Source organism: Arthrobacter sp. 01T419 (assembly GCF_056398865.1).
This window is the reverse complement of record NZ_JBFTQF010000001.1, coordinates 612,472-637,341: the sequence shown is the minus strand read 5'-3', so window position 1 is coordinate 637,341 and position 24,870 is coordinate 612,472. Positions and strand designations below refer to the sequence as shown.

24 protein-coding genes and 1 riboswitch are annotated in these 24,870 nt (G+C 65.1%); of the genes, 15 read left to right on the top strand and 9 right to left on the bottom strand.

Features of this window, described 5'->3' with window-relative positions; translation table 11 throughout:
- Nucleotides 1–49: 49 nt before the first annotated feature.
- Entirely contained in the window at nucleotides 50–1,633 is a 1,584-nt protein-coding gene (locus AC1DLO_RS02965; RefSeq protein ID WP_476888744.1) for an aminopeptidase P family protein, read from the bottom strand.
- 80 nt (nucleotides 1,634–1,713) lie between these two features.
- On the opposite strand from AC1DLO_RS02965, the gene AC1DLO_RS02960 reads away from it, so the two are divergent.
- Complete coding sequence (locus AC1DLO_RS02960) at nucleotides 1,714–2,559, top strand: PHP domain-containing protein (RefSeq protein WP_476888743.1); 846 nt, start codon at nucleotides 1,714–1,716, stop codon at nucleotides 2,557–2,559.
- Between the two features lie 16 nt (nucleotides 2,560–2,575).
- Here AC1DLO_RS02960 and AC1DLO_RS02955 read toward each other — a convergent pair whose 3' ends face one another.
- The 4 genes from AC1DLO_RS02955 to thiE form a co-directional block, all read right to left on the bottom strand.
- Entirely contained in the window at nucleotides 2,576–3,439 is an 864-nt protein-coding gene (locus AC1DLO_RS02955; protein ID WP_184736830.1) for a DNA-methyltransferase, read from the bottom strand.
- Nucleotides 3,440–3,447: 8 nt separating this feature from the next.
- Nucleotides 3,448–5,151 (bottom strand): DEAD/DEAH box helicase, encoded by a 1,704-nt coding sequence (locus AC1DLO_RS02950; protein ID WP_476888742.1) that lies wholly within the window; start codon nucleotides 5,149–5,151, stop codon nucleotides 3,448–3,450.
- 288 nt (nucleotides 5,152–5,439) lie between these two features.
- Complete coding sequence (locus tag AC1DLO_RS02945) at nucleotides 5,440–6,951, bottom strand: RNB domain-containing ribonuclease (protein ID WP_476888741.1); 1,512 nt, start codon at nucleotides 6,949–6,951, stop codon at nucleotides 5,440–5,442.
- A 37-nt stretch (nucleotides 6,952–6,988) separates the two neighbouring features.
- The gene (gene thiE, locus AC1DLO_RS02940) at nucleotides 6,989–7,678 is read right to left on the bottom strand and encodes a thiamine phosphate synthase (RefSeq protein WP_184736836.1); all 690 of its coding nucleotides are present in this window, start codon (nucleotides 7,676–7,678) and stop codon (nucleotides 6,989–6,991) included.
- Nucleotides 7,679–7,704: 26 nt separating this feature from the next.
- Nucleotides 7,705–7,824: riboswitch (TPP riboswitch) on the top strand.
- Between thiE and thiO the strand changes: the two genes are divergently transcribed.
- The 4 genes from thiO to AC1DLO_RS02920 all read left to right on the top strand — a co-directional run bounded on the left by thiO (nucleotide 7,816) and on the right by AC1DLO_RS02920 (nucleotide 10,912).
- Nucleotides 7,816–9,141 (top strand): glycine oxidase ThiO, encoded by a 1,326-nt coding sequence (gene thiO / locus AC1DLO_RS02935; protein ID WP_476888740.1) that lies wholly within the window; start codon nucleotides 7,816–7,818, stop codon nucleotides 9,139–9,141. It overlaps the preceding riboswitch by 9 nt.
- A complete protein-coding gene (gene thiS / locus AC1DLO_RS02930; RefSeq protein WP_345449115.1) occupies nucleotides 9,138–9,374 on the top strand; it encodes a sulfur carrier protein ThiS in 237 nt (78 codons plus the stop codon). Before thiO ends, thiS begins: the two co-directional genes overlap by 4 nt.
- 3 nt (nucleotides 9,375–9,377) lie before the next feature.
- A complete protein-coding gene (locus tag AC1DLO_RS02925; protein ID WP_476888739.1) occupies nucleotides 9,378–10,184 on the top strand; it encodes a thiazole synthase in 807 nt (268 codons plus the stop codon).
- A 62-nt stretch (nucleotides 10,185–10,246) separates the two neighbouring features.
- Entirely contained in the window at nucleotides 10,247–10,912 is a 666-nt protein-coding gene (locus AC1DLO_RS02920) for a 4a-hydroxytetrahydrobiopterin dehydratase (protein WP_476888738.1), read from the top strand.
- Nucleotides 10,913–10,977: 65 nt separating this feature from the next.
- Here AC1DLO_RS02920 and AC1DLO_RS02915 read toward each other — a convergent pair whose 3' ends face one another.
- From AC1DLO_RS02915 to AC1DLO_RS02905, 3 genes are read right to left on the bottom strand one after another with little or no spacing between them, the layout of a single operon-like run.
- A complete protein-coding gene (locus tag AC1DLO_RS02915; protein WP_476888737.1) occupies nucleotides 10,978–11,280 on the bottom strand; it encodes a hypothetical protein in 303 nt (100 codons plus the stop codon).
- A gap of 37 nt (nucleotides 11,281–11,317) precedes the next feature.
- On the bottom strand, nucleotides 11,318–11,542 hold the full coding sequence (locus AC1DLO_RS02910; RefSeq protein ID WP_184736849.1) for a DUF3107 domain-containing protein: 225 nt from the start codon (nucleotides 11,540–11,542) through the stop codon (nucleotides 11,318–11,320).
- A gap of 50 nt (nucleotides 11,543–11,592) precedes the next feature.
- The gene (locus AC1DLO_RS02905) at nucleotides 11,593–12,249 is read right to left on the bottom strand and encodes a TetR/AcrR family transcriptional regulator (RefSeq protein ID WP_476888736.1); all 657 of its coding nucleotides are present in this window, start codon (nucleotides 12,247–12,249) and stop codon (nucleotides 11,593–11,595) included.
- Nucleotides 12,250–12,334: 85 nt separating this feature from the next.
- On the opposite strand from AC1DLO_RS02905, the gene moeB reads away from it, so the two are divergent.
- Together moeB and AC1DLO_RS02895 are read left to right on the top strand one after the other, a co-directional pair.
- The gene (gene moeB, locus AC1DLO_RS02900; protein WP_476888735.1) at nucleotides 12,335–13,534 is read left to right on the top strand and encodes a molybdopterin-synthase adenylyltransferase MoeB; all 1,200 of its coding nucleotides are present in this window, start codon (nucleotides 12,335–12,337) and stop codon (nucleotides 13,532–13,534) included.
- Between the two features lie 52 nt (nucleotides 13,535–13,586).
- Nucleotides 13,587–14,579, top strand: coding sequence for an SDR family NAD(P)-dependent oxidoreductase (locus AC1DLO_RS02895; protein ID WP_221451236.1), 993 nt, complete (start codon nucleotides 13,587–13,589; stop codon nucleotides 14,577–14,579).
- A gap of 186 nt (nucleotides 14,580–14,765) precedes the next feature.
- Here AC1DLO_RS02895 and AC1DLO_RS02890 read toward each other — a convergent pair whose 3' ends face one another.
- The gene (locus AC1DLO_RS02890; RefSeq protein ID WP_476888734.1) at nucleotides 14,766–16,094 is read right to left on the bottom strand and encodes a glutamyl-tRNA reductase; all 1,329 of its coding nucleotides are present in this window, start codon (nucleotides 16,092–16,094) and stop codon (nucleotides 14,766–14,768) included.
- Between the two features lie 148 nt (nucleotides 16,095–16,242).
- On the opposite strand from AC1DLO_RS02890, the gene hemE reads away from it, so the two are divergent.
- From hemE to AC1DLO_RS02850, 8 genes are all read left to right on the top strand, one after another.
- Entirely contained in the window at nucleotides 16,243–17,385 is a 1,143-nt protein-coding gene (hemE, locus tag AC1DLO_RS02885) for a uroporphyrinogen decarboxylase (RefSeq protein ID WP_476888733.1), read from the top strand.
- A gap of 5 nt (nucleotides 17,386–17,390) precedes the next feature.
- The gene (hemG, locus tag AC1DLO_RS02880; protein WP_476888732.1) at nucleotides 17,391–18,872 is read left to right on the top strand and encodes a protoporphyrinogen oxidase; all 1,482 of its coding nucleotides are present in this window, start codon (nucleotides 17,391–17,393) and stop codon (nucleotides 18,870–18,872) included.
- Nucleotides 18,873–18,944: 72 nt separating this feature from the next.
- Nucleotides 18,945–19,646 carry a hydrogen peroxide-dependent heme synthase gene (hemQ, locus tag AC1DLO_RS02875; protein ID WP_184736859.1) on the top strand — a complete coding sequence of 234 codons (702 nt, stop codon included), beginning with the start codon at nucleotides 18,945–18,947 and terminating at the stop codon, nucleotides 19,644–19,646.
- A gap of 65 nt (nucleotides 19,647–19,711) precedes the next feature.
- The gene (locus AC1DLO_RS02870) at nucleotides 19,712–20,887 is read left to right on the top strand and encodes a ferrochelatase (RefSeq protein ID WP_476888773.1); all 1,176 of its coding nucleotides are present in this window, start codon (nucleotides 19,712–19,714) and stop codon (nucleotides 20,885–20,887) included.
- Nucleotides 20,884–21,888 (top strand): hydroxymethylbilane synthase, encoded by a 1,005-nt coding sequence (gene hemC, locus AC1DLO_RS02865; RefSeq protein WP_476888731.1) that lies wholly within the window; start codon nucleotides 20,884–20,886, stop codon nucleotides 21,886–21,888. Before AC1DLO_RS02870 ends, hemC begins: the two co-directional genes overlap by 4 nt.
- Nucleotides 21,889–21,907: 19 nt before the next feature.
- The gene (locus AC1DLO_RS02860; RefSeq protein ID WP_476888730.1) at nucleotides 21,908–22,801 is read left to right on the top strand and encodes a uroporphyrinogen-III synthase; all 894 of its coding nucleotides are present in this window, start codon (nucleotides 21,908–21,910) and stop codon (nucleotides 22,799–22,801) included.
- Nucleotides 22,798–23,778 carry a porphobilinogen synthase gene (gene hemB / locus AC1DLO_RS02855; protein ID WP_476888729.1) on the top strand — a complete coding sequence of 327 codons (981 nt, stop codon included), beginning with the start codon at nucleotides 22,798–22,800 and terminating at the stop codon, nucleotides 23,776–23,778. The genes AC1DLO_RS02860 and hemB overlap by 4 nt, the downstream gene beginning before the upstream one ends.
- Nucleotides 23,778–24,854, top strand: a complete 1,077-nt coding sequence (locus tag AC1DLO_RS02850) for an LLM class flavin-dependent oxidoreductase (RefSeq protein WP_476888728.1) — start codon at nucleotides 23,778–23,780, stop codon at nucleotides 24,852–24,854. Before hemB ends, AC1DLO_RS02850 begins: the two co-directional genes overlap by 1 nt.
- The last annotated feature ends 16 nt before the right edge of the window (nucleotides 24,855–24,870 follow it).

The following is a 24,870-nucleotide window of genomic DNA, read 5'->3' as shown; positions in this document are numbered from 1 at the left end:
GGGCTACCGGATCTCTCCGGTAGCCCTCCTCTTGCGTTTGCCTCAGTGACTAGGCTTCTTCGTCCTGGTAGATGCCTGCCATCCAGGCCTCGACGTCGTCCGCCTTGCGGGGGAGGGCCGCGCTGAGGTTGACGGGACCGTCGGCGGTCATCAGGATGTCATCCTCGATCCGGACGCCGATTCCGCGGTATTCCTCCGGAATGGCGAGGTCCTCGTTCTTGAAGTAGAGCCCGGGTTCTATGGTGAACACCATGCCCTCGGTGAGCACTCCGTCCAGGTAGAGATCGCGTTTGGCCTGGGCACAGTCGTGGACGTCCAGGCCCAGGTGGTGGCTGGTGCCGTGCGGCATCCAGCGGCGGTGCTGCTGGCCTTCGGGACTGATGGCTTCCTCCACCGAAACTGGCAACAAACCCCACTCGGCGAGACGCTCTGCGAGGACCGTGGTGGCTGCGGTGTGGATGTCGCGGAACTTCACGCCCGGCTGGGCTGCGGCAAATCCGGCGTCTGCGGCGTCAAGGACGGCTTCGTAGACCTTGCGCTGCACGTCCGAGAACTTTCCGTTGGCCGGGATGGTGCGGGTTACGTCCGCTGTGTAGAGCGAATCTGCCTCCACGCCAGCGTCGAGCAGCACGAGTTCCCCGGCGTTGACCTTGCCCGTGTTCCGGGTCCAGTGCAGCACCGTGGCGTTGTTTCCGGCGGCCGCTATGGTGTCGTAGCCGAGCTCGTTCCCTTCCTCACGGGCACGCGCGAAGAAAGCGCCTTCGACGACGCGTTCGCCGCGGTGATGGGTCATGGCGCGGGGGAGGGCGCGGACCACGTCGGCGAAACCCTCGACCGTAGCCGCGACAGCGATCTTCATTTGCTCGACTTCCCAAGGGTCCTTGAGAAGTCGAAGCTCGGAGAGAGCCTCGCTGAGCAGTTCATCCAGGGCATCGAGTTCGCTGAGGTCCAGGTTCTCCGGATCTTTGGCCGTGTTGTAGCGGGCGGTGTCTACGAGGGCATCGATGTTCTCGTCCACCTTGCGGACCAGGCGGATGGAGATGCCGCCGATTTCCGCGGCTCCCACGTTCTTGGTGATGGCCATCTCGAGTTCGTCGATATGAGCGGTCTTGAGTCCGAGGCGTGCCTCGAATTCGGCGAGCGTGGGACGGGCGCCGATCCAGAACTCACCGGAGCGGGAGTCGGCGTAGAACTGTTCCGTGTCCCGGCCGGCCAGGGGACGGAAGTAGAGCGTCGCGAGGTGGTTGCCGCCGTCGTCGCCGGTTCCTTCCTCGACAGGTTCCAGGACCAGCACGGCATCGGGCTCGTGGTCCAGGCCCAATCCGGTGAGGTGCGCAAAGCCGGAGTGGGGGCGGAAGCGGTAGTCGCAGTCGTTCGAGCGGACCTTGAGGGGGCCCGCCGGTACGACGAGGCGCACACCGGCAAACTTATCGGAGATGGCCCGACGACGCGTGGCGGCGTGGTCTGCGACGGCGTCGCGCGCAGGGGTCACCTGCGGGGCAGGCGCCCAATTGCTGGCCATGAACGCCTTGAAGGCATCGGATGTGGGCCGCTGGGAGCGGTTGTTGACGCGCTCCTCCAGGGGCTGGGAGGCTGTGGTTTCACCGTTTTGGGTGTTATCTGCATCGTTCACCGTCCCATCGTCCCATCCAGGCCGACACTAGGCCAACGCCGCAACGGTCCAAGCCGCCCCTGATCAAATAGGCTTGGAAAGTGAAGATCGACCTGCACGCGCACTCCAATGTTTCCGACGGGACCGAGGCTCCCGCGGGAGTGATCGCCTCGGCGTCTGCTGCGGGCCTGGATGTGGTGGCCCTGACAGACCACGACTCCACCGATGGCTGGGATCAGGCGTCCGCTGCCGCCCTGGAATTCGGTGTGGCCTTCGTGCCGGGGATGGAGATATCCTGCCGCACCCGGGAGGGGATCAGTGTCCATCTGCTGAGCTATCTCCACGATCCAGATCATCCCGGCCTGCTTGAAGAAATCACCAAGGCGAAGGACGCGAGGCTCACCCGCGCCAAGCGGATGGTCACGCTCTTGGCCGAGGACTATCCCTTGAGCTGGGACGACGTCATCCACCATGTGGCTCCTGGCGCGACCGTTGGCCGTCCGCATATCGCCGATGCCCTTGTGGCAGCCGGCGCAGTAGCGGATCGCTCCGAGGCTTTCACCGCGATCCTCACCTCACACTCGCGCTACTTCGTGCAGCACTACGCACCCGACCCGGCGCTCGCCGTCGAGCTCGTCCGTGCGGCGGGCGGCGTGCCCGTCTTCGCCCATCCGGTCGCCTCGGCCCGCGGCCGTGTGGTCGGCGAACGGACTTACCGGGAAATGATCGACGCCGGACTGCAAGGGCTGGAAGTGGAGCACCGGGACAACCCCGAGGAAGGCCGCGTGTTCCTGCGGCGCCTGGCTGCCGAGCATGGGCTGTTCATGACGGGTTCCTCCGACTACCACGGAACCGGCAAGCCCAATCTGTTCGGGGAGAACCTGACGTCCCCGGAGGTCCTGGCCCTCATCGAGGAACTCGGCACGGGGAGTTCGGTGGTCCGCTGACGGAGGTCCCGCGGAGCTAGTTCGGGTAAAACGTCGCCTTGCCGTCCAGGCGCTTCCGCATCACGTCGATAGCCGGTGCGTTTTGGTCCACGCACACGAACCTTCGATCCAGTTTCGACGCGACGGATCCGAGCGTGCCGGAACCGGCAAAAAAGTCCAGGCACCAGTCTCCTGGCCGGCTGGATGCCGTGACGATCCGCCGGACGAGGCCTTCCGGCTTTTGCGTTGGATAGCCGGTCTTTTCCTTGCCGGTGGGCGAAACGATGGTGTGCCACCAGACGTCGGTGGGAAGCTTCCCCAGCTCCCGCTTGGCTGGCGTCACGAGGCCAGGCGCCATGTACGGCTCGCGGTCCACTTCGGCATTGTCGAAGTGGTACTTGGCGGGATTCTTGACGTACACGAGGATGTTGTCGTGCTTGGTGGGCCAGCGGTTCTTAGCGCGGGCGCCGTAGTCGTAGGCCCAGATGATCTCGTTCAGGAAGCACTCCCGGCCGAAGATCGAGTCCAACATGACCTTGGCGTAATGCACCTCGCGGTAGTCCAGATGCAGGTACAAGGTGCCGTCGTCGGCCAGCAGCCGCCAGGCTTCCAGGAGCCGTGGTTCCAGGAAGGACCAGTAGTCGCTGAAGGCGTCGTCGTAGCTGTGCAAGGCGCCCTTGATGGTGTCATAGGAGCGGCCCTTGAAGCCGACGCGGTCGCCGTCGCCTTCGGCGTTGCGGACCATGCGCGTTTCCTGGCGGCTCTGGACACGGCCCGTGTTGAAGGGCGGGTCCACATAGATCAGTGTGAAGGCGCCGTCCGGCAGCGTCGGGAGGAAATCCGCGTTGTCCGCGTGTACCACCAAGTTGCTGCCGTCCGGCGCCCAAACAGTGTCAGTCATTGAGGCCGTTAAGCCTCGGTGCTCTCGGCGGAAGCACCGGAAGCGGACACCACTTCGCCGTTGCGGCGGCGGGTGCGGGAACGGCGAGCGCGTGCAGGCTTGTCCGCGCCCTCGCCGGGCTGACCGGACTGGGGTTCGGCAGACTGAGCGGTACCTTCGGCAGGGGCTGCCTCGCCCTCGGACGTACGACGGCGGCGGGTGCGGTTGCGTCCACCCTCGCCGCCGCCCTCGCGAGAGGGAGCGTCGCCGGACTTCGCGCCGCGGCGGCCACTGTCGCGTCCGCCGTCTCGGCTGGAGCGCCCACGCCCGGAATCGCCACCGGAACGGGAGTTCTTCTTGCCGGTCTCGCCCAGGTCTTCGAGGACCTCGGCGTCGACGCCCGCAAGGGTGCGCTGGTTGCGGGGGAGACGGCCTTTAGTGCCTTCCGGAATGTCCAGGTCGGAGAACAGGTGCGGGGACGAAGAGTATGTCTCAACAGGCTCGGGGGAATTCAAGCCCAGGGCCTTGTTGATGAGGGCCCAGCGGGGGACGTCGTCCCAATCGACAAACGTGACGGCGGTGCCCTTGTTGCCGGCGCGGCCGGTGCGTCCAACGCGGTGCAGGTAGATCTTCTCGTCTTCGACGCACTGGTAGTTGATGACGTGCGTGACGTCGTCAACGTCGATGCCACGGGCCGCGACATCGGTGGCCACGAGGACATCGACCTTGTTGTTGCGGAAGGCGCGCAGCGCCTGTTCACGGGCACCTTGGCCGAGGTCGCCGTGGATGGCCGCGGCAGCGAAGCCGCGATCCACGAGTTCCTCGGCAACCTTGGCGGCGGTGCGCTTGGTCTTGGTGAAGATGATGGTCCGGCCGCGGCCGCGGGACTGCAGGATGCGAGCGACGACCTCGGTCTTGTCCATGCTGTGGGCACGGTAGATCAACTGGCGGATGTCGCGCTTCGTCAAGCCTTCGTCGTTCGGGTCCGCGGCACGGATGTGCGTGGGCTGCGTCATGTAGCGACGGGCCATGGCAATGACCGGGCCAGGCATGGTGGCCGAGAAGAGCAGGGTCTGGCGGACGGCTGGAGTGCCGGCAATCAGGGTCTCGACGTCCGGAAGGAAGCCGAGGTCCAGCATCTCGTCTGCTTCGTCGAGAATCACCATGCGAACGTTCTTGAGGCTCAGGTGCTTCTGCTTGTAGAGGTCGATCAGGCGGCCGGGAGTACCGACAACCACCTCGACTCCCTTCTGCAAGGCTTCGATTTGCGGTTCGTAAGCACGGCCGCCGTAGATCGTGGCGATGCGCGCGTTGCGCTTCCGGGACGCCGTCTGGAGGTCGTTGGCCACCTGAACGGCGAGTTCGCGGGTAGGAACAATCACCAGGGCCTGCGGTGCGCCGGGAACTGCGAGCTTGTCATGGCCGGCGTCGCTTGGTCCGACGACGCGCTGCAGCGCCGGGATGCCGAAGCCGAGGGTCTTTCCGGTACCGGTCTTGGCCTGGCCGATGATGTCGTGTCCGCCGAGGGCTACCGGGAGGGTCATGGCCTGGATGGGGAAGGGGTGGGTGATTCCGGCGTCGGCGAGCGATTCAACGATGTCGGCGCGGACGTTGTAGTCGGCGAAGGACTTTTCTGCGATCTCGTGCGGCGTTTCGTCCGAGGAAATGGTTTCCTCGGGTTCGATCGTTTCGGTTCCGTCTGTCAGAACTTCATGGGTGTGCAATTCACTCACAGTGGAGTTTTCCTTATTCATTTGGGCTGCGCTGCGTGCTCAACGGTGGTGGCAGGGCCGTTCCGGAGCACGAATGGGCGCAAGCAAATCCAGTGGAAGCCGATCGCGGGCTATCTAAATACTGGCACTGGTGACCAGCTGGTGTATCTCAAGATCGCGTAGGGGCGGGCTTGTTGATGTCAAAAAATTAACTGAATCAACGACCGGGCATCCATTACTACTCACACAGTCTAGCGTCTGGGGGCCGTAAACCCCGGATCGTGGTCCCAAGCCTGCGGACGATCAGGGCTAGGCGAGGAGTTCGAAGGTGATTTGGCGGGTCGCGATGTCCGCGTCGAGCAACTTCACGCGGACCTTCGTGCCGGACTCCATTTCACCGTCGCAGCGAGCGGTGACTGCGGGCTCGGCGATCTGGACGATGCCGAAAGGGCCGCGTGGAACTCCGTTCCCGTTGCCGTTCCCATTGCCATTTCCATTCCCGTTGTTGCCGTTGCCGTTGTTCTTGGCGGGTTTCGATCCGGAGATGACGACGGCGTCGAATTCCTGGCCGATATGGTTTACCAGAAGCGCAGCCTCCACCGTGTCCAAAGCCAGCCGCTCCATCCGGTTGGCAAGCTGGTCTGACCAGGCCATGATTTGCGGCAGGCTCGGGAGGGCGTTCCGTGCCCATGCGGGGATCTCGGTCCCGTTGCTCAGCGCTTCGCAGATGACCAGCACAAAGCGATCGATGAGCCGCCGCAGCGGCGCGGTCGCGTGTGCATAGGGGGCGCCAATGGCCGACTGCATGACGCTGTCCGGCACCTCGCCGTCAAAAGGCGTGTAGCCGGCGCCACGGAAGAGCATTCCCGCCGAATGGAGAATGGCCAGTTGCCGCGGATCACTGCCATCGAGGGTCCGCAGATATTCGCCGTAGCTGATCCCGCCGGTCCAGGGTTTGCCAAGCGCCCCGGTCTGGCGCTTGAAATGGAGCAACGAGCGCTCATCGGGGGCGGGCATGGTGCGCAGGATTCCCACCTTTCCGTCGAGCATCAGCTGGGCGGCGGCCATCCCGGTCATCAGCGAAATCTGGGCGTTCCAGTCCTCTACCGGCAGCGGGGGAGCCGCAACGATCCTGTACCCCTCGCCGTCGGGCAACTGGACGATTTCCTGTTCCGGCATGTTCAGGCTGGCTCCGCCGCGGCGGCGTTCGAGTTCCACTCGCTTGAGCCCAACCTCCTTGAGGAGTTGCAGGACCTGACCGGCTGTTCCCGAATCAATCTCGGCCTGGACTCCCTTGTAGTTGAGCTTGGCGCGGCTGCGCACCCTGGCCCGACGCACGGAGACCGTGCGGAACTCCGCGTCGGCGTCGAGCTCGAAGTCCCATACGAACGCGCCGCAGGTCTGGCCAGCCAGCAGGCTTGCCGCGCGCTCGCTGATGATCTCGGGGTGCAGCGGTATACGCCCATCGGGGGCATAGTACGTTTGCCCGCGGTGGCGGGTCTCGGCGTCGAGCGCCCCTCCCGGAGTCACAAAAGAGGGCACGTCGGAGATCGCGTAGAGAACCCGGTAACCATCGCCGGATCGCTCAATGAAAAGGGCTTGGTCGAGGTCCGTGGAAGATGCCGGATCGATCGTGATGAACGGAATGTCCGTGCGGTCCTGCGTCGGCAGCGCATGGCCGGAAACCGCAGCTTCGGCGTCGCGCAGCGCGTCGAGGGGATAGCCAGCGGGCAGCTCAAGCTCAGTTCGAAGCGCCGCGAGCGCCTCTGCGAGCGTGTTCGGCGTTTCACTGACATTCGGGGCTATCCGCTGATGTGACACGAAAGTCAGGGTAACGCCAAAATCCCGTGGAGTCTTGCTAGGCCGCCGCAGCGTCCAGGGCAGCCAGGAGTGCCTGGGCAGCCGCCGTCGGATCCTCTGCGTCAGTGATGGCCCGCACCACGACGATGCGGCTGGCACCGGCTCGCACCACTTCCTCAACGTTGCTCAGATCGATGCCGCCGATCGCAAACCAAGGGAGCACAACGCCGCCCACCGTCTCTTCGTCTGCCTTCTTTACGGCGTTGGCGGCGTACTTCACCAAGTCGAGTCCGACGGCGGAGCGCCCCGGCTTGGTGGGGGTTGCCCATACCGGTCCGACACAGAAGTAGTCCAGTCCGCTGCGGCCAGGCGAAGCGGCGATGGCAGCGTCAATTTGTTCTGGGGTGTGCGTGGAGAGACCGATGATGGTGGGGTCGTGGAGCAGCTTCCGCGCCGAGCGCAGCGGAATGTCCTTCTGGCCGATATGGAACACCGGAGCGCCCGAGAGGGATGCCACGTCCGCTCGGTCGTTGACGGCCCAGAGACGGCCGTGACGGTGCGCCACGGAATGCAGGACCTCCAGCAGCTCCAGTTCCTCGGCCGCCTCAATGGTCTTGTCCCGCAGCTGGATGATGTCCACGCCGCCCTCGAACGCGGCATCGACAAACTGCTCAAAGTCGCCCTGCTGCTTGCGGGCGTCGGTGCATAGGTACAGGCGGGCAGTGGTGTGGACATCATGCTGGGTCATGGAAACAGAGTAGTTCCTCTAAACTGGGCTGGTACCGCGGGAGCTGCGGCGGCAGTCACAATCGCCGCGCGGCTGAGAGGGCTTCAGCGCCGACCGCTTGACCTGATCCGGCTAGTACCGGCGTAGGGAAGGACCCCATGGACGAAGTAAACACTCAACACGAACCCCTGCACGAGCCTCTGCACGCGGATGTGGCGGTGATCGGTGGCGGTGTCATTGGCCTCGGCATTGCGTGGGAAGCCCGGAGATCCGGCCGCTCGGTTGTTCTGATCGATCCCGCACCGGCCAGCGGCGCTACCTTCGCGGCAGCGGGCATGTTGGCGCCCGTCAGCGAACTGCATTACCAGGAAGAGGACCTCCTGGAACTCATGCTCGAATCGTCGGCAATGTGGCCGGACTTCGAACGCAATGTGACCGGCTCAAGTACCCGAAGCAGCACGGGATACCGCACGACGCCGACCCTCGCCGTCGGCGCGGACGCTGCGGACCGCCGGGCGCTCGCCGACCTCCGGGACGTCCAGTTGGCCAACGGCCTGGTGGTGGAATCCGTGCCGGTACGCGAGGCACGGGAGCGCGAGCCTCTGTTGAGCCCGCAAATTTCCTGCGCCTTCCACATCCCAGGCGACCACCAAGTGGATCCGCGCCGGCTTTCAGCCGCGATTCTGGGCGCGCTGGCAGGCCACCAGCCCGGCGATTCCAGTTGGATTCCGGGAGTCGAAGGCGGTTTTGCGGTCCAGGACACTGCGGCTGGCCTCCTGTGGGAGGACGGGCGCGTCGTCGGGGCTTTGCTGGACTCAGGCATCAAAGTGCTCGCCACGGAAACAGTGGTTGCCAACGGGCTGCACGCCGCCCGGTTGAACGGACTGCCGGATGGCCTGTCGCTCCCGTTGCGTCCGGTGTATGGCGACATACTGCGGCTCCGCGTCTCGGACCACCTGCAACCCCTGGTTACCGCCACCGTACGAGGAATGGTGCGCGGAGTGCCCGTATATATCGTCCCCCGCGACGACGGGACCGTGGTGATCGGCGCGACGCAACGTGAAGACGGCTTGTCGGCGTCCGGGGGATCGGCCAACCCGGTGTCAGCCGGCGGCGTGTACCAATTGCTCCGCGACGCCCAGGTACTTGTCCCGGCTGTTGCCGAACTGGAACTCCTGGAAGCGAGTGCCCGTGCCCGTCCGGGCACTCCGGACAATGCACCGCTGCTGGGCCGGGTCGGCACTGAGGATGGCGGGGACACCCCCGTGCCCGGCCTCATCGTAGCGAGCGGCTTCTTCCGCCACGGTGTGCTCCTCACCCCGGCAGCGGCGAAAATCTGCGTCGGACTCATGGATGGCGCCGTCGATCCCCGGTGGAACAAATTCCGCCCGGACCGCTTCTCCCGCCCCCTTTCAGCAGTAAGGGCCTCCACAGACGGGCTATCGGCCGCCACCTCACATCCCCTTCCGAAGGACCACACATGAACATCAAGTTGAACGGCGCAGACCACACACTGAGCGACGACGCGTCTGTCACCACCCTCGTCAGTCACGTCACGGGACGGGTTGTGGACTCCAGCGGCCAGGCGGCCGACGGACGCAAGATCGGCGTCGCCGTCGCACGCAATTCCGAAGTGGTGCCGCGCAGCCAGTGGGCTGCCACCGCGCTCGCAGAGGGCGACGAACTCGAAATCGTCACCGCAGTACAGGGAGGCTGAACCATGACCACAGCAAGCACTCAAGCAACGAGCACCCAAACCGACGCCTTCGTGATCGACGGTGTCGAGTTCGGCTCGCGCCTCATCATGGGGACCGGCGGGGCGCCGAGCCTCGACGGTCTGGGAGCGGCCCTGCTGGCATCGGGCACCGAACTCACCACCGTTGCCATGCGGAGGTACTCGCCCACGGAAACAGGCTCCCTGTTCCAATTGCTCGTGGACCACGGCATCCGTGTCCTTCCCAACACCGCCGGTTGTTTTACGGCCAAGGACGCCGTCATGACGGCCGAGCTTGCCCGGGAGGCCTTGGAAACGGATTGGGTGAAGCTCGAGGTCATCGCCGACGAGCAGACGCTCCTGCCGGACGCCGTGGAGCTGGTGGATGCTACGGAGAAACTGGTGGACCGCGGCTTCAAGGTCTTCGCCTACACCAACGACGATCCCGTGCTGGCCCTTCGACTGGAAAACCTCGGGGCTACGGCGGTGATGCCCCTGGGCGCGCCTATCGGCACCGGCCTGGGCATCTTGAATCCACACAACATCGAGCTGATTGTGTCCCGCGCTTCGGTGCCGGTAGTGCTCGACGCCGGCATCGGCACCGCATCCGACGCCGCGTTGGCCATGGAGCTCGGTTGCGACGCCGTGCTACTGGCCACCGCGGTGACCCGGGCCCAGAACCCGGTGCAGATGGGCGAGGCCTTCAAACACGCAGTCATCGCCGGTAGGCTGGCGAAGCAGGCGGGCCGCATCCCGCGCCGGGAGCACGCTCTGGCGTCCTCGGCCATGGAAGGACGGGCCGAGTTCCTTTAGCGGGCTTCCGCTGGCCGCTCGGGGAATCCTGCGAAAGATTCCACGTCAGCGAAGGAGCCCCCATGGCCGGCAAGGATGACATTCTCACCAGGACCGCGATCGATGACGCCTTGGCGGAGCTGCCGGACTGGCGATACCGCCTCGGCAGCATCGTCACCGTCTACAAATGCCCGACGTCGGCTGCCGCACTCGAGTTGGTAGCCACCGTCGGGCGTATTGCCGAGCAACAGAACCACCACCCGGACCTGGACTGGCGGTACAACCGCGTGTTTGCCCGGTACACCTCCCACGACGCAGGGAGCGAGGTAACGCAGCGTGACATCCGGGCGGCCACCGACGCCAGCCAAGCCGCCGCGGAGCTTGGTGCCGTGGCGGAACCAGGACTCTACCGGACCGTTGAGGTCGGGATAGACACTGCTGATCGCGAAGGGATTTCGGAAGTCTGGCGGGTTGCCCTTGGCTACCGCAAAGGCCGCTTTGGAGACCTCGAGGATCCCTACGGCCGCGGGCCGAATGTGTGGTTCCAAGTCACCGAAACGCCGAACCCGAACCGGATTCACGTGGACGTCCACCGAAGCGAGGCAGAATCGGGACCTGCCCTGGAGAAGACCGCCGCGACCGGGGCTTTAATGAACCATGACCACGCACCCAACTGGGTGGTGGTCACGGATTCACAGGGAAACAGGCTGTGCCTCTGCACCGAAGCAGGCCACCAACCGGATCTGTAATTGGAGCTTCAGCGCTGCTAGACCCAGCGCCCGCTAGACGTAGCGCCCGCTAGACGTAGCGTCCGTTAGAGCCGCAGCGCTGCCGTCAGCTGGGCGGTGTCGTGCCGGGTGCGATGGCGGCCCAGGAAAAACGCGACAACCGCGGACGCCACAGTGCCCAGAATGACCGGGAGGACCCACGGAATCCACGTCACGCCGGGCTGGTAGCCAAAGCCGAGTTGGATGAAGACCATCCAACTCAGCATGGCGACGGCGACGGAAACACCGGCCGGGAGGGCGATTCCGTACGCGCCACGATGTTTGTCATTTCCCCAGACGATGAAGCCTGAAGCGACAGTGGCTAGCGCCACGATGACAAGTGAGAGCATACGGACTCCTGGCTCGCTGGTGTTCTGACGTAAAAGCTTAGAGGGCGCCGAAACCGACCCTGCGTACTTCCTCGGCTCCGATCTCAACATAGCCGAGGACGTTGCCAGGGACGATGACCTGGCGGCCCTTCTCATCGGTGAGACGCAAGTCTGTTCCCTTGGCAATGGCTTCGCCCACGATCTTGGCGACAGCCTCGGCATCCAGAGCGGACTCCAGCACGATCTCACGGCCAACGTTCTGAATGCCGATCTTTACTTCCACAGCAGGGCCTCCCAGCCAATCAAGAATTTACTCAGTCCTCTATTTGTAGCCTAGGACTCTTTGGGGAAGCGACTGATTCCGCGCCAAGCTAAACGGTAGATCAAATCGCTGGCCACATCGAGGTCCAGATCGCCATCGGTTTCGAGCCAATAGCGGGCGCTGACCTGCGCCATTCCGGCCAGGCCCCGGCCCAGCAACTGGGCCTCCAGCGGGGGCAGCTTGGTGTCTTCGGCAATGACCTTGGCGACGGCGTCGGCGAACGTGCGGTTGAAAGTCTCCAGGCGCGAACTGACATCCGGGTCATTGATGAGGTCGGATTCGAAAACGAGGCGATGCGCCTGGTCATCGCTTGCGATGAAGCGATAGTAAGCACGCATGACGGCCTGGACGCGTTCCTTGTTGTCCGAGGTCGAATTCAGTGCCGTGAGCATCTGGTCCGTGAGCATGGCCAGATGGCTGTCCAGGAGTGCCATGTACAGCTCCCGCTTCGATGGGAAGTGTTGATACAGTACCGGCTTGCTGACGTGGGCTGTCTCGGCGATTTCGTCCATCGCTGCGCCGTGGAAGCCGTTGGCAACAAACACTTCCAGGGCGGCGTTCAGGAGCTGGGCCCGGCGTTCATCGCGTGGCAGCCTCGCCGAGCGTGGCGAGCCGGCCCGATCCTGCCTGACCTGTGCCTCCTGTTTGATACGTGAACTCTCAGCCACTTGTCTGCCGCCTTTCCTTTGCAGTTATGACCACAATACTGCGCAGTAATATGACCGGGCGGCAGCGGCAGGCATACTTTGGAGTATGGCCACTACTTTTGCTGCCCAAACGTTGCCGTCCTCCCTGCCGCCCCTCGTGGAACCGGCTGGAGAGCTGACCCCCGAGGAGGTAGAACGCTACTCGCGCCACCTCATTATTCCCGAAATCGGATCGGCCGGTCAGCGTCGGCTCAAGAACGCGAAAGTCCTCGTGATCGGTGCCGGCGGATTGGGCTCACCCGCCCTGCTTTACCTGGCCGCAGCCGGGGTGGGGACGCTTGGCATTGTGGACGACGACGTCGTAGACCTCAGCAACCTGCAGCGCCAGATCATCCACGGGGTGGGTGATGTGGGCCGGCCGAAGATTGAATCGGCGCGGGACGCCATCAAGGAACTCAACCCGCTCGTCGACGTCCAGTTGCACGACGTACGCCTGGACTCGTCGAACGCTTTGGAACTCTTCGCCCGCTACGACCTCATCCTTGACGGCGCAGACAACTTCGCCACCCGGTACTTGGTGAACGACGCTGCCGCCATTCTCGGCAAGCCCTACGTCTGGGGTTCCATTTTCCGCTTCGACGGACAAGTCAGCGTGTTCTGGGAGAAGCACGGTCCCAGCTACCGCGATCTGTACCCCGAGGCACCTCCGGCCGGCTCTGTCCCGTCCTGTGGCGAAGGCGGCGTGTTCGGCATGCTGTGCGCCGCCGTCGGCTCGCTCATGGTGACGGAGGCAGTCAAGCTGATCACCGGCGTCGGGCGCTCCATGCTGGGGCGCGTGGCGCTCTTTGACGCACTCGGCGGCAGCTGGCGCGAGATCAAGGTGTCAAAGGACCCGGAGGCCCAGCCGATCACCGAACTGACCGACTACGAGGCCTTTTGCGGCATCACCCCGACGCCCGTAACTGACTCCATCCCGACAGTCACGGCCACCGAACTTTCCGGGATGCTCGCGGCCCGCACGGCAGGGGAACGCGACTTCGAACTGGTGGACGTCCGCGAGATTGGTGAACACGAGATTGTCAGCATCGACGGTTCGGTGCTCATCCCGCAGGGACGCATCCTGGCCGGGGAGGCGTGGACGGAGCTCCCGCAGGACAAGGAGATCGTGTTCCATTGCAAGGGCGGCACCCGTTCGGCGGCGGTGCTCGCGGCGGCACAGCGTGCCGGTTACACGCGCGTCAGCCATCTCGACGGCGGGATCATGGCTTGGGTGCGCGACGTCGAGCCCGGCAAACCGGTCTACTGACCCCGATAGCGCTGGTGAAGCCTTAGTACCGATGAACCCGAAAGGTCCTGACATGAGCGAGGAATCCATGACGACACCGCAGCGCCCCATCGGATCGGGGTTCGGCCACGGGTCCACAGCGTCGGACGTGCTCGCGGGGGTGGACCTCCACGGTAAGACGGCCATTGTCACGGGAGGCTACTCCGGGCTGGGCTTGGAAACGGTGCGGGCCTTGTCCTCTGCGGGAGCCCGGGTCACGGTTCCCGCCCGGCGTCCCGAACACGCCAAGGAAGTCCTCGCCGCAGCCGGCCTGGCACCGGAGCAGGTGACCGTGGAGGCTTTGGATCTGGCCGATCAGGCAGCGGTGAAGGATTTCGCGTCACGGTTCCTGGCATCGAACCCAACGCTGGACATCCTGATCAACAACGCGGCCATTATGGCTAGCCCCGAGCAGCGGGTAGGGCCAGGCTGGGAATCCCAATTCGCCACCAATCACCTGGGCCACTTCACGCTTCTCAACACGTTGTGGCCGGCGCTGGCAGCTGCCGGTTCGGCCCGTGTAGTGTCTTTGTCCTCCACCGGGCACAAACTTTCGCCCATCCGTTTCGAGGACATCAACTTCGAGGGCGGCTACGACAAGTGGAAGGCCTACGGCCAGGCAAAGACGGCCAACGCGCTGTTCGCCGTGGAGCTGGACCGCTTGGGCCGGTCCTCCGGGGTGCGGGCCTTCGCGGTCCATCCCGGCGGCATCATGACTGAGTTGCAGCGCCACCTGCCACGGGAAGAGATGGTTGCTGCCGGGTGGATGGATGCCGAAGGCAACGTCAGGGAGGGTTTCAAGACCCCGGAGCAGGGAGCTGCCACGTCCACTTGGGCAGCGACGTCACCGGCCCTGGAGGGCATGGGCGGGGTGTATTGCGAAGATTGCGATATTGCCAACCCCACGGACCCGGACTCGCCTCTAGCCCGATACCAGGGCGTCGACGCGCACGCAGTGGATCCGGATTCCGCGGCAAGGCTGTGGGCTGTGTCCGCGGAAATGACGGGCGTCAACGCTTTCGCCTAGGACCCTGCGGTTCGCGAACCACCACGATTCTCGAACCACTGTCAGGGACATGCCCATTCGCGGTGATTGCCGATGGACATAATCCTGTTATGTCCAGTCTTAGCGATCAGGGGAGCGCATGCTCTGAGTGAGTTCGAGCGTGGACAACGCCACCCGGGGCCGGCGGCGGACGGCGTCGTGGTTGGGCTAGGCGCTTTCAGCCTGCTGAGGCGACTGCTGGTGGTCCACAGGGCATTCAGCTGCTGAAGCCGCGGCAACAGGCTGCTCCACCTGGATGCCATACAAGGCCTCGAGTGCGGACACGTACTCGTCCTGCTGGCCGTTGGCGGCAAGCTCTCGCGCGCGGACAGTGGGGATATGGAGCAACTGCTTCACCATGCGGCGGAGTGCGAACTCGACTTCTTCGGCCGCAGCGGTGCAGCCGTGCCGTGCCCGGACTTTTTCCATCTCGGCGTCGAGGACGCTCATGGTGTGGCGGCGGAGCGCCACAATGGCGGAGTCAACAGAGCGGGCTTCCCGCTCTTGTTCGAAGGCCGCTGCCGCGCCGGAAACAATCGTGCTCGCTTGTGCCAGCGACTCGGCCTGTTCCTGGGGTGCTGCCAGCCGCACGGATTCGAGCGTCAGGAGCTCGACGCCGTCGAGCTCGCCGACCGCGGGGTCGAAGTCGTGGGTGAGCGCGAGGTCGATCGCGATGAGCGTTTGAGTGGACAAGGCGCGGACCTTGGCAAGCTCCGCGGCCTCCACGCGGGTGTCCGATCCGCTGCAGCCGATCATGACGTCCGCTGCGGCGACGGCGGCGGGAAGGGTTTCGGCGTCGAGCGCGGTTCCACCGCGGGTCGCCACGAAAGTCTCGGCCCGTCCGGACGACGAATAGACCGACACATCGGTGCAGCCACGCTCGCGAAGCAAGGACATAGTAGCTCCGGCGTAAGCACCGGTTCCGAAGACTACTACCTTCTTGGTGCTCCAGTCGGCGCTCTCTGAGAGATCCGTCGCGAGGTCCAGGGCAACGGAAACGATGGACAAGCCCCGCGAGCCGAGCGCTGTTTGCGCGCCGACGTCCTTGGCGGTTTTTGAAGCGGCCTGGAACAAGCGGACAAGACCGGAACTTGCGGTTCCTTCATGCTGGGCGGTGATGAGGGCGCGGCGTACCTGGCCGGCGATTTCGCGTTCGCCGACGACGGCGGAGTCCAGTCCGGCGCTCACGGCAAAGAGGTGCCTGCTGACCTCCGGGCCGGTGCGGGTGCTGAAGGCGCGTGAGACGAGTTGCTCATTGAGTCCGCTCAAGCCGCTGATCTGCGTGACGAGCGCGGAGCGGGCGGCTTCGAGGTTCTCGACATGCGGCGTTTCGCCATAGATTTCGTAGCGGTTGCAGGTGGCGAGGACCACGGCGCCGGAGACAAGTTGGGAATCGGCCAAAGCGGACGAGGCAACCTCGGATGAACCGTTGCTCAACTGAGCGACGGTTTCGAGGTCGATGTCGGCGTGTGTAGCCACCAATGAGAAAAGAACCACAGCAAAGCAATCATAGCTTTTTCGGCGCCATGTAGAACAACGCGCCTCAGTGGTTCTCCGCACTGACTGGAGTGACGCCCGCCACGTCGCATTGCGGGGGACAGGCTGTCGTTATCTTTTGCGCCGGATCTTCGGCACAATCGAAGGCATGACTTCCAGTTCTGCACTGCCTCATTCTGTGTCGGCCAACTCTGTGTCGGCCACTGGCGCTCCCGGCACCGTCGCCTCAAGCCTTGACGCAAGCCACCCGCTCATGGATGGCCGCACCGCAGACTCTCCGTTGATCCAGGCTTACCGTGGCGGCAAGCCGTCCCGTCGCCCGGTGTGGTTCATGCGCCAGGCCGGCCGATCCTTGCCGGAATACCTCAAGGTCCGTGAAGGCGTTGCGATGCTGGACTCGTGCCTGCGTCCTGAGCTCGCCTCGGAAATCACCTTGCAGCCCGTCCGCCGCCACGACGTGGACGCCGCCATCTTCTTTTCCGACATCGTCATTCCGCTCAAGCTGGCGGGAGTCGGCGTGGACATCGTGCCCGGAGTCGGGCCTGTCTTGGACAAGCCCGTCCGCACCGCAGCTGACGTCGCTGCGCTGCCGCAGCTCACGTGGGAAGCACTCGAGCCGATCCGCGAGGCCGTGCGCCTGACCGTGGCCGAGCTTGGCACCACACCGCTGATCGGCTTCGCCGGTGCGCCGTTCACTCTCGCTGCGTACATGGTGGAAGGCAAGCCGTCGCGCGACCACCTCGGCCCTCGCACCATGATGCACGCCGATCCGGAAACCTGGACCTCTCTGGCCAACTGGGCCGCGGATGCTTCCGGAATGTTCCTGCGCGCCCAGTTGGAAGCCGGCGCGTCTGCCGGGCAGCTGTTCGATTCCTGGGCCGGCTCCCTCGGCTTGGCCGACTACACCAAATATGTTGCCCCCGCCTCGGCCCGTGCCCTTGACCACGTTCGCCGCCTCGGCGCGCCGCTGGTCCACTTCGGCACCGGAACGTCCGAGTTGCTTGTCGCCATGCGCGACGTCGGAGTGGACGTTGTGGGCGTGGACTACCGACTCCCCTTGGACGAGGCAAACCGACGTCTGGGCGGCACCGTGCCCTTGCAAGGCAACATTGACCCCGCGCTCCTCTCCGCGCCGTGGGAAGTCCTGGAAGCGCATGTCCGTGAGGTGATCGCCGCGGGCTCCGCGGCCCCGGGCCACGTCCTGAACCTCGGCCACGGTGTGCCCCCGGAGACGGACCCCGCCGTGCTGACCCGGGTAGTGGAACTCATCCACTCGATCCCGGCAGGGTAGCCGGTATGCGCGGGGCACAAACACAGCCCGAACACGCACTTCCGGGAGATTCAGCAGCTGGCCTGGCCGTCGTCGTGGGCGGCGGCATGTCCGGCCTGCTAGCGGCACGTGGACTGGCCAAGGCCGGCATCACCGTCACGGTGCTTGAAGCGGGTGACGCGTGGGGCGGTTGCGTGGGAAGCCACACCGTCGGCGGCCTTAAGCTGGACAGCGGGGCCGAATCCTTCGCCACCAGGTCCACCGCCGTCGCCGACCTGGCCCGTGAGCTTGGGCTCGGTGAAAACATCGTCGCGCCGCATCCGGGGGGTGCCTGGGTGCAGTTGCCCGGCGGCCCGCAGGAGCTTCCGAAGACCGGTGTGCTGGGGATTCCCTCGAATCCCTGGGACCCGGAAGTTCGCCGATCCTTGGGCCTTGCCGGTTCCCTGCGCGCGTCCCTTGACCGCTACTTGCCTGCATCGGTCGGAACATCGGCTGATGTCACGAGTGTCTCCGCGTTGGTCCGGTCACGAATGGGCAAACGGGTGCTCGAACGGCTTGTGGCACCTGTGGTGGGCGGAGTGCACTCTGCCGATCCTGGAGTGCTCGACGTCGACATGGTGGCCCCCGGCCTCCGCGCAGCGTTGCGCCAGCACGGTTCGCTTGGCGCTGCAGTGGCCAGTCAGCGCAAAGCTGTTTCGGGATTGGCCGCTTCAAGTCAAAACGGAACCGGGGTGGCGAAGGCCGGATCCGCCGTCGGCGGCTTGAAAGGCGGGATGAACACCCTGATCACCGCCCTCGTCGCGGAGCTGCGCTCTCAAGGTGTCACCCTGATTTCCGGTGCCCGGGTGGATTCCATCATCCACACTGAAAGCGGCTGGCAGGTTTCCGCCGAGGACACAACGTACGACGCCGGGCGGCTCGTGGTGGCGCTCGACGGTCCGGCCGCCGTCGGGCTACTGGAGGAGGCACTTCCGGAGCTATCCGGGCTGCGTCCCGCCGCGGGCCCGTTGGTGAGCCTGGTGACCTTGGTAGTGGACGTGCCTGAACTGGACCGGCGCCCGCGCGGCACAGGCATCCTTGTTGCTCCGCAGACAACCGGGATCGAGGCGAAGGCGCTCACGCATGCCACGGCGAAATGGGACTGGCTTGCGGAGGAAGCCGGCCCCGGCACACACGTGCTGCGGCTGTCCTACGGGCGGGGAGCGGGGGCGGACGCCCCTGAATCGGCAGCCGCACTCAGTGACGATGCTCTGTTTGAGGCTGCGCTCCGTGATGCCTCGACCTTGCTGACCGTGCCGATTGTCCGCGAAGACGTCCTCGATTGGGACGTTGTCCGCTGGGCGGGCGCTCTGCCGTTCGCTGCCGTCGGTCACAAACAGCGCGTTGGCGAGGTGCGCCGCATCTGCGCCGAAGCCGAGGGCCTGTCCGTTGTTGGAGGCTGGCTCGCGGGAAACGGCCTGGCTGCCGTGGTTGCCGATACCCGAGCGCAGATAGACGCAATTTTGTGAAATGCAGCACTTCTACGTCTTGTAGAAGTGCTGCATTTCGACTTAGCGGCATCGACGGGGCAGACTTGTACCATGAGCCACACTTCTGCCGAATCTGTCACTAAAACTGCCGAATCCGAAGAGCAGTTCTTTACGCTGTGGACCGTGTTCAAGCGGTCGGACGATGTCCTGCGCAGCGCCGATGCTGTCCAGGATTTCGAGCAGCTGGCTGCCAAGCTCGCCGAGGACGGCGTGGTCCTCCGCGGAAGCTACGACGTCTCTGCCATGCGCTCCGATGCCGACATCATGGTGTGGCTCCACGGAGCCAAGCCCGAGGCCCTGCAGCAAGCGGTCCGTGACATCCGCCGTAGCACGCTTTTCGCCGGCACTGAGATCGTCTGGTCCGCCATGGGTGTCCACCGCGAAGCCGAATTCGCCAAGAACCACGTCCCGGCCTACGCGCGCGGCGTCGAGCCCAGCACGTGGCTGTGCGTCTACCCGTTCGTCCGCTCCTACGAGTGGTACATCCTTCCGGCCGAAGAGCGCGGCAAGATGCTTCGCGATCACGGCATGCTGGGCCGCGACTTCCCGCAGGTCATCTCGAACACCGTGTCCTCTTTCGCCCTCGGCGACTGGGAATGGATCCTCGGCCTGGAAGCGCCTGAACTTGTTGACCTCGTTGACCTGATGCGCCACTTGCGGGCCACCGATGCCCGCAACCACGTACGCGAAGAAATCCCGTTCTACACCGGCCGCCGCATCACCGCCGCGGAGATTGCCGAGGTCCTCGCGTGAGCGGCCGCCACGCCACCGGGCCCGCCAGCCTCACCGAGGTCAATGACGTCACCGAGGCCGGGCGCATGGCTCCCAAAGAATACGACGCCGTCCTCCTCGCCTCGTTCGGCGGGCCCGAAGGCCAGGACGACGTCATTCCCTTCCTGCGCAATGTGACCCGTGGCCGCGGTATCCCCGATGAGCGCCTTGAAGAGGTATCCCATCACTACCGCGCTTTTGGTGGCATCAGCCCCATCAACCAGCAAAACAGAAACCTGAAAGCTGCCATCGAAGCAGAGCTTGCGGCCCGGGACATCAGCCTGCCTGTGCTGTGGGGCAACCGCAACTGGGACCCCTACATCCCGCAGACGCTCCAGGACGCCTACGACGCCGGCCACCGCAAGCTGCTGATGGTCACCACCAGCGCCTACTCCTGTTACTCCAGCTGCCGCCAGTACCGCGAGGACATCGGCATTGCGCTGACAGAGACCGGCCTTGACGGCAAACTCGAGGTAGACAAAGTCCGTCAGTACTTCGACCACCCCGGCTTCGTGGAGCCCTTTGTGGAGGGAACCGCGGAAGGACTCGCAGTGGTACAGGCGAAACTGGCCGCATCCGGCCTTCAGGACGCTCCCGTCCACATCCTGTTTGCCACGCACTCCATTCCAACCCGTGATGCCGAGGCCGCCGGCCGTTCGGACGCCGAGCCCCGCGAGTTCGAGCAGGACTCGGCTTATGTGGCCCAACATCTGGCCGCCGGCGCCGAGGTGGTTCGGCGGGTTGAAGCCGAGTCCGGACTCACCGCGCCATGGTCCTTGGTGTACCAGTCCCGCTCCGGCGCTCCGCACGTTCCCTGGCTTGAACCGGACATCAACGATGCCATCGAGGAACTGGCCGGGCAGGGGATCAAAGGCGTCGTGATCGTTCCCCTCGGCTTCGTGTCCGACCACATGGAGGTGGCCTGGGACCTCGACACTGAGGCCTTGGAGACGTGCAAGAACCTGGGCCTGGCCGCCACGCGCGTTCCCACCCCGGGAACGCACCGCAAGTTCGTTTCCGGCTTGGTGGACTTGATTTGCGAGCGAACGGTGGCCAACAACATCGCCGATCGCCCTGCCATGACCGGTCTGGGGCCGTGGTACGACATTTGCCGTCCGGGCTGCTGCGCCAACTTCCGCGGCGAGAAGCCCACGATTGCGGGTGCAGACACCACCGTCGGCACCGGCCATGATGCCTACCCTGTAGGAGAAGGCGCGAAATGACCGTCCGGATCGGTACCCGCGCGAGCAAACTCGCGCTCACCCAGAGCCAGCAGGCCGCTGACCAGCTGGCCGCCGTCGGGGGCTTTCCCGTGGAATTGGTGCGCATCAAGACTGAAGGCGATGTCCGGACGGGTTCCCTGTCCCAGATGGGCGGCACTGGTGTGTTCGTCGCAGCCCTTCGGGATGCGCTCTTGGAGAACGCGTGCGATGTCGCTGTGCACTCCCTGAAGGATCTCCCGACAGGTGCGGCACCGGGACTCACCATTGCCGCCACGCCCAAGCGCGTCGACGTCCGGGACGTCTTGTGCGCCCGTGACGGGCTCAAGCTCGCGGATCTTCCGGCGGGGGCGAAGGTCGGCACCGGATCACCGCGCCGCGTCGCGCAGTTGCGCGCCGCCCGCCCGGATCTCGACGTCGTGGACATCCGCGGCAACGTGGACACGCGGCTGGGCCGCGTTCCGGGGCTCGCTGGAAACACGGAAACCGCGCTGGTTCCCGGAAAGAGCGGCGACCTCGACGCCGTCGTCCTCGCCGCGGCGGGACTGGAACGGATCGGCAGGCTCGACGTCGTGACCGAGTTCTTCGAAACCGACGTCATGCTTCCCGCGCCGGGGCAGGGCTCGCTCGCGATCGAGTGCCGCACGGCGGATGCTCCTGGCAAATCCGGCTCCTCCGGTGACGGTTCCCAGGAGGCTCTTGCCCAGGCCCTTGCCGCATTGAACGATGAGGACACTCGGCTGGCCGTCACCGCGGAGCGCGCCGTGTTGGCCCGCCTTGAAGCCGGTTGCGCCGCACCCGTAGGTGCCTACGCGTACCGCAAGGGCAGCATGCTGTATCTGGAAGCGGTCGTCTGTGCCGTGGATGGGAGCAAGTCCGTACGCGAGAAAAAGGCCACCGACGGGCTCACTGAGGTGGGCGCCACATTGCTGGGCATCGAAGTCGCCGAGCTTCTGCTTGCCGCGGGCGCCGCGGACATCGCAGATCTTGCCGCTTCCCGATAACCGGAGCCAACAGGAGACCATGGGACGGCACAGCGCGGTGAAGTCGGGGGAGGCCCGGGTCCTTGAAGGTGCCCGGGTTCTTGTGACGCGCAGCCCGGACCGTGCCGCCCCGCTCGTCAGCGCCCTGCGCGAAGCCGGCGCGGAGCCGCTTCTGTTGCCCTTGATCGATTTTGAGCGTGCCCGCGACCAGCATTCCCTCGAGGTCGCCTTGGACGCCCTCCGCGCGGGAGCGTACGGCTGGTTGGTGGTCAGCAGCATCACCACGGTGCGCGCCCTGAAAGAAAAAGCAGCCGAGCGTCGCTTGGAGCTGAGGGAACTGATTCCGGACTCCGTCAGGGTTGCGACGATTGGGCCATCGAGCCGAAGGGTCCTTGAATCGGAGGGTGTTCCCGTGGACCTTGCGCCGGAAGACGTCCAGTCCGCGGCGGGACTCGTCTCTCTTTGGCCCACAGGCCCTGCCAGTGTGCTGCTGCCCCAAGCGGACATCGCCGATGCCGTGTTGGCGGCGGGGATCGAAGCCAAGGGAGCCGTGGTCCAAGCAGTGACGGCTTACCACACTGTGGACTACCCGGCGGCCCCCGAGCTCCGACTCACAGCTGCGTTGGTGGCGGCGAACGGCTGGCAGTCCGGGGGCGCATCGGCGGCGCCCGAACTCACCCCCGCAGCTGCTAAAGCCGAGCTCTCCAACGGCCGGCTCCACGCCGTCGTCGCCGCCTCGCCCAGTGCGGCGCGCCGCATCCACGCTTCGCTGGCCCCACTGAAGGACTGCCGCCTCATCGCGATAGGGCGCTCGACGGCGGCAGAGGCTGCCGCGCTCGGCCTCCCGGTGGCGGCAACCGCCAAGGAACCCACACCCGCCGGCATTGTGGCCGCCCTACGCACCGTATTCGCAACCGAAGGGAACGAAAGTTGAGCTTTCCAAACCACCGGCCCCGCCGGCTCCGCACCACCCCCGCCATGCGCCGGATGACCGCCGAACACCGGCTGGCACCCGCGGACCTCATCTTGCCGGCCTTTATTCGCGAAGGACTCAGCGAGCCGGCTCCGATCACCTCCATGCCCGGTGTTGTCCAGCACACCACAGATTCGCTGAAGCGCGCCGCTGCAAAAGCCGTGGAACTCGGTGTCAGCGGCATCATGCTTTTCGGTGTCCCCGCGGTCCGCGATGCCCGCGGCACAGCCTCCCTAGACCCGGACGGCGTGCTGAACAAGGCCATCCGCGACGTCCGCGCAGAAGTGGGCGATGACCTGGTGGTCATGGGCGACGTGTGCCTCGACGAATTCACGGACCACGGCCATTGCGGGGTCCTTGACGCCAACGGTTATGTGGACAACGATGCCACCCTGGAAATCTACGGACAGATGGCCGTGGCGCAAGCCGACGCCGGAGCCCACGTCCTGGGGCCGTCCGGCATGATGGATGGCCAGGTCGCCGTCATTCGGCAGGCCCTGGAAGCAGCCGGACACCAAAACACTGCGGTCCTTGCCTACGCGGCGAAGTACGCCTCCGCGTTTTATGGTCCGTTCCGCGAGGCCGTGGATTCACAGCTCAAAGGCGACCGCCGCACCTATCAGATGGATGCGGCCAATCGCCGGGAAGCCATCCTCGAGGTGGAACTCGACCTCGAAGAGGGCGCTGACATGGTGATGGTCAAGCCGGCCATGAGCTACCTCGACATTCTGGCCGACGTCGCCGCGATGAGCCCGGTTCCCGTGGCGGCCTACCAAATCTCCGGTGAATACGCCATGATCGAAGCGGCCGCCGCGAACGGCTGGATCGATCGCCGCGGCGCCATCACAGAATCCGTGCTCGGCATCAAGCGGGCCGGCGCCGACATGGTGCTGACCTACTGGGCCTCCGAGCTTGCCGGCTGGCTCAAGGAGTCCTGATGACCGATACCGCTTCCACACCCACGGCCCCGGGCGGAGCTGCGGAAATCCTCCTCGGACTGAATACTTTCGGTGACGCCGGGGTGGACGCCGACGGCAACCCGAAACCCCATGCCCAAGTATTGCGGGAGCTGCTGGCGGAAGCGGAACTGGCGGACGCCGTCGGGCTCCATGCCTTTGGGGTGGGGGAGCACCACCGCCGCGACTTCGCTGTCTCGGCACCCGAAGTGTTCCTTGCGGCCGCAGCTGCGAGGACATCACAGATCAGGCTCGGCTCGGCCGTGACGGTGCTCAGCTCCGACGACCCCATCCGGGTCTTCCAACGGTTCTCCACCGTCGACGCGCTCTCCAACGGTCGGGCGGAAGTGATGCTGGGTAGGGGTTCCTTTGTGGAATCGTTCCCCCTGTTTGGCTTGGATTTGGCGGACTACGAAGTCTTGTTCGAGGAAAAGCTCGAACTCTTCGACAAGGTCCGGGCGCAGAAGCCGGTGCATTGGGAGGGCCGCACCCGGCCGAACGTGAACGGAATGAGCGTCTTTCCACCGCTGGAACACCACTTGCTGCCAACGTGGATCGGTGTTGGCGGTACCCCTGAGTCGGTGCTGCGCTGCGCCCAATACGGCTATCCGATCATTTTCGCCATCATCGGCGGGGAACCGCGCCGCTTTGCCCCGCTCGTGGAGCTCTACCGCGAGGCAATGGCGAAATACGGGCACCCCATGCAGCAGATCGCCACGCACTCACCCGGCCATGTCGCTCCCACGGACGAGCAGGCCCGCGAGGAACTGTTCCCGCACTGGTTGGCCCAGCGCAACCGCATCGGAGCCGAACGCGGCTGGGGCCCGGCCAGCAGAGGTGAATTCGACGCCATGTGCGGTCCCGAAGGCGCGCTTTACGTCGGTTCCCCGGAAACCGTCGCGCGGAAAATCCTGCTGTTGAAGCAGAATCTTGGCGTGGACCGTTTCGACCTCAAATACAGCAACGGAACCCTGCCCCACGAATCCATGATGCGTTGCATCGAACTTTTCGGCACCGTGGTGGCCCCACTGGTGGCCGAACTGCTTGCCGACGCCTGAGCGCGCCTGAACCGCC

Coding starts and splice junctions, on each gene's coding strand:
- AC1DLO_RS02915 (WP_476888737.1), bottom strand. CDS start 11,280: ATGCTCTCACTTGTCATCGTGGCGCTAGCCACTGTCGCTTCAGGCTTC.
- AC1DLO_RS02850 (WP_476888728.1), top strand. CDS start 23,778: ATGACCGATACCGCTTCCACACCCACGGCCCCGGGCGGAGCTGCGGAA.
- hemG (WP_476888732.1), top strand. CDS start 17,391: ATGCGCGGGGCACAAACACAGCCCGAACACGCACTTCCGGGAGATTCA.
- hemE (WP_476888733.1), top strand. CDS start 16,243: ATGACTTCCAGTTCTGCACTGCCTCATTCTGTGTCGGCCAACTCTGTG.
- AC1DLO_RS02955 (WP_184736830.1), bottom strand. CDS start 3,439: ATGACTGACACTGTTTGGGCGCCGGACGGCAGCAACTTGGTGGTACAC.
- hemQ (WP_184736859.1), top strand. CDS start 18,945: ATGAGCCACACTTCTGCCGAATCTGTCACTAAAACTGCCGAATCCGAA.
- AC1DLO_RS02895 (WP_221451236.1), top strand. CDS start 13,587: ATGAGCGAGGAATCCATGACGACACCGCAGCGCCCCATCGGATCGGGG.
- thiO (WP_476888740.1), top strand. CDS start 7,816: ATGGACGAAGTAAACACTCAACACGAACCCCTGCACGAGCCTCTGCAC.
- thiS (WP_345449115.1), top strand. CDS start 9,138: ATGAACATCAAGTTGAACGGCGCAGACCACACACTGAGCGACGACGCG.
- AC1DLO_RS02925 (WP_476888739.1), top strand. CDS start 9,378: ATGACCACAGCAAGCACTCAAGCAACGAGCACCCAAACCGACGCCTTC.
- hemC (WP_476888731.1), top strand. CDS start 20,884: ATGACCGTCCGGATCGGTACCCGCGCGAGCAAACTCGCGCTCACCCAG.
- thiE (WP_184736836.1), bottom strand. CDS start 7,678: ATGACCCAGCATGATGTCCACACCACTGCCCGCCTGTACCTATGCACC.
- moeB (WP_476888735.1), top strand. CDS start 12,335: ATGGCCACTACTTTTGCTGCCCAAACGTTGCCGTCCTCCCTGCCGCCC.
- AC1DLO_RS02870 (WP_476888773.1), top strand. CDS start 19,712: ATGGCTCCCAAAGAATACGACGCCGTCCTCCTCGCCTCGTTCGGCGGG.
- AC1DLO_RS02860 (WP_476888730.1), top strand. CDS start 21,908: ATGGGACGGCACAGCGCGGTGAAGTCGGGGGAGGCCCGGGTCCTTGAA.
- AC1DLO_RS02920 (WP_476888738.1), top strand. CDS start 10,247: ATGGCCGGCAAGGATGACATTCTCACCAGGACCGCGATCGATGACGCC.